Below are 3,060 nucleotides of genomic sequence, written 5' to 3' on the forward strand. Positions count from 1 at the left end.
CCATCATTAGTGATTACTTTATGAATCTTATCTTCCTTAACCAATCGGTCAAGAACCCTGTAAATAGTAACTCTATCACAAACACCCTGGACTAACGTTAGCAATTCAGCATGTGATAATGCGGCATTAGCATTTTCCAATGTATTCAAGATGGTTGCTTTTGCTGTAGTATTTCTGGACTGTTTCATAAAATATTATTGCAACAATGTTGCGTTAATTAAAATATTTATATATTTGCAACACAATTGCAATAACAAAGGTATAAAAATGAAGTATAAAATCACAAAACCATACGATGTATTAGGCCTTTCGGGTGCAACATTATGTTTAATACATTGTTTGATTGTTCCACTTTTCGCCATAGTTCCCATGAGTGTTTTTAAAAGTATTTGGATCGACATTCTATTTTGTTCGATTGCACTATTTACCACTTCTAAAATACTTATGAGCCAATCAACAAAAGCGGTCAAAATAATTTTAGGTGCCTCTATTTTGATTGTTCTGACAAGTGTGATGATTGAAATAGTTTTGCACACTCATTTTGAAGGCATGCTAATAGGTGGGATTGGTTTGATTATAGGTCACAGTATTAATTACAAATATCACAAACAACCTCTAAGTCATTAATTTCTGCAGATTATGGACAGCAATAACGAAAGAAGAGAATTTATAAAGATGAGCGCACTAGCATTTGCCGGTATAGCCTTACAAATCAACTCGATAAGTACATTTGCCCAACAATCTAATTTATTTCAAGGAAGAAAAATAAATCCCGGACTGAATTGGGATGCATTTCTATCACAAGTAACCAAATTAGCCAGTAAACAATATGAGCCTACTTGGAACCAAAATGAATACATCAAAGCTGTACAAGCACTTTTGCTACAGTGTAATTTTCCAGAATATGAAAACGTAAAAAAAGAGTTTACAGGATATGTAGATAAAAATAAAAACTGGTTTGAACATTCTTTGCTTCACAAAGAATTTAATTTTCAAGTGTCTTTATTGCAATTTGAAAAAGGAGAATACATCTCACACCATAACCATCCTGATATGTGCGGTGTCATCAATATGGTTACCGGAAATGCTTTGGTGAAAAATTATACCCTTCACAAAGAACTCGAAAAAACTAAAACGCAATCATACAATGGACAAACCTTTACTTTAAAATCGTGTGTACTTGAAGAGACAAAAAAAGAAATTCTGATGCCAGGAAATATTAGCATTTTAACTTCTACAGTAGGGAATATTCATTCGTTAATGCCTAATGAATTTACGCAATTAGTAGATGTTTTTACGCCTGCTTACAACGAAAAAAATGAAGCAGCTTCGATTTGGTACCAAGTTAATGAAGAAATAAATTTTGAAAATAATCCTAAACTATTTGAAGCAGAATATGCTCAATCATAACTATGAAATGAGCAAAACAAGAATGCATGCAAACCATAATGAAGATATGTGAATTAAAGATGACCGATAAAAAACAATAAATATCTATCCATGAAAAAACTTCCCGTAACCGTCTTATCAGGTTTTCTTGGTGCCGGAAAAACCACTTTACTCAATCATATTCTTCATAACAAAGAAGGATTAAAAGTTGCCGTCATTGTCAACGACATGAGCGAAGTAAATATTGATGCCAATTTAGTGAAAGCCGAAAACACTTTGTCTAGAACCGAAGAGAAATTAGTAGAAATGAGCAACGGCTGTATTTGTTGCACACTGCGTGAAGATTTAATGCTTGAGGTTGAAAAATTGGCTAAAGAAAATCGCTTTGATTATTTACTTATCGAAAGTACTGGAATATCTGAACCTATTCCCGTTGCTCAAACGTTCACTTTTGTAAACGAAGAAGAAAATATCGATTTGTCGCGTTTTAGCTATATCGACACCATGGTTACTGTTGTTGACGCTTTTAACTTTTTCAAAGATTTTGGTAGTGCCGAAACGTTGAAAGAAATAAATGCATCAGACATAGAAAATGACGAAAGAACTATTGTAAACCTTTTGGTTGACCAGATAGAATTTGCCAATGTCATTATTTTAAACAAGACCGATTTAGTTACCAAAACTGAATTAGAATTACTTGAAGCATCAATAAAAAAATTAAATCCTGTTGCCAAAATCATCCATTCAGAAATGGGAAAAATTCAACCTAAGGAAATTATAAATACAGGTTTATTTAATTATGAAGAAGCTGAAGTTTCAGCTGGTTGGATACAAGAACTAGAAGGAATTCATACTCCTGAAACCGAGGAATATGGTATAACGTCGTTTGTTTTTAGAGATCATCGTCCATTTAATCCGTATCGTTTTTGGGAATTTATTTCCAATTTTCCAACCACTATAATCAGAAGTAAAGGATTGTTTTGGATTGCTTCCAGACCCGATCAAGCACTAAACTGGTCTCAAGCTGGCGGCTCAATAAAATCAGAAGGTGCTGGAGTTTGGTGGGCAAGCATGCCGTTTTCTGAACGTATAAAGTTTCAAAATTTTGTAGACAATCAAGAAATTATTGAAGAACGTTGGTCGTTAGATTTTGGCGATAGATTAAACGAGTTAGTCTTTATTGGAATTAAGATGAATGAACCTGAAATTAGAAAGCAACTCGAAAGTACCATTTGCACTGCTGATGAACTTATGGACTTACAAGACGGCTTCTTCAGCGATAAAGACCCTTTTCCTGTCCCAAAACAGTTTTACGAGAATAGTAATAGTCGTGCAGTTTTTCACGACTAAATCACTTGGTTTTTGGTTAAATTAGTGATTAATCGGCTTGTTGAAATAGCAAGCCGATTTTATTTGTGTTAATCAAAATTAATTTTTAGTTTTGTCTAAATTTTTTATTTATAAATGAAAAAAATCATATTCTTACTCTTCTGTTTTACTCAATATGCTTTTGCTCAAACAAAAACGGACTCTTTGCCTAAAACAGAAAAAGAGGAATTACAATTGGATGAAGTAGTCATCTCCGGCACCCTAAAAGCCGTCAAACGACTGGAAAACCCTGTTCCTGTTGAAGTGATTACCACTACTTTCTTAAAACAAAATCCAACCAGT

The 3,060-nt window shown here is 33.5% G+C and carries 4 protein-coding genes and 1 pseudogene; 4 read left to right on the forward strand and 1 reads right to left on the reverse strand.

Annotated features, from left to right (window positions below; all coding sequences use genetic code 11):
• Window positions 1-188: pseudogene (locus ACIQ32_RS11610) on the reverse strand (Fur family transcriptional regulator); the annotation flags it as partial.
• A gap of 79 nt (window positions 189-267) precedes the next feature.
• Here ACIQ32_RS11610 and ACIQ32_RS11615 point away from each other — a divergent pair.
• The 4 genes from ACIQ32_RS11615 to ACIQ32_RS11630 all read left to right on the forward strand — a co-directional run.
• Complete coding sequence (locus tag ACIQ32_RS11615; RefSeq protein ID WP_396195846.1) at window positions 268-627, forward strand: MerC family mercury resistance protein; 360 nt, start codon at window positions 268-270, stop codon at window positions 625-627.
• Between the two features lie 48 nt (window positions 628-675).
• Window positions 676-1,410 (forward strand): hypothetical protein, encoded by a 735-nt coding sequence (locus ACIQ32_RS11620; RefSeq protein ID WP_396195847.1) that lies wholly within the window; start codon window positions 676-678, stop codon window positions 1,408-1,410.
• 90 nt (window positions 1,411-1,500) lie between these two features.
• Window positions 1,501-2,739, forward strand: a complete 1,239-nt coding sequence (locus ACIQ32_RS11625) for a GTP-binding protein (RefSeq protein WP_396195848.1) — start codon at window positions 1,501-1,503, stop codon at window positions 2,737-2,739.
• A gap of 114 nt (window positions 2,740-2,853) precedes the next feature.
• The coding region (locus tag ACIQ32_RS11630; RefSeq protein WP_396195849.1) for a hypothetical protein at window positions 2,854-3,060 on the forward strand (207 nt) is incomplete at its 3' end.

The organism is Flavobacterium sp. (genome assembly GCF_044373165.1).
Classification (GTDB): domain Bacteria; phylum Bacteroidota; class Bacteroidia; order Flavobacteriales; family Flavobacteriaceae; genus Flavobacterium.

Excerpts from the sequence above, each read along its gene's own strand:
- ACIQ32_RS11620 (WP_396195847.1), top strand. The coding sequence starts at position 676 with ATGAGCGCACTAGCATTTGCCGGTATAGCCTTACAAATCAACTCGATA.
- ACIQ32_RS11615 (WP_396195846.1), top strand. The coding sequence starts at position 268 with ATGAAGTATAAAATCACAAAACCATACGATGTATTAGGCCTTTCGGGT.
- ACIQ32_RS11625 (WP_396195848.1), top strand. The coding sequence starts at position 1,501 with ATGAAAAAACTTCCCGTAACCGTCTTATCAGGTTTTCTTGGTGCCGGA.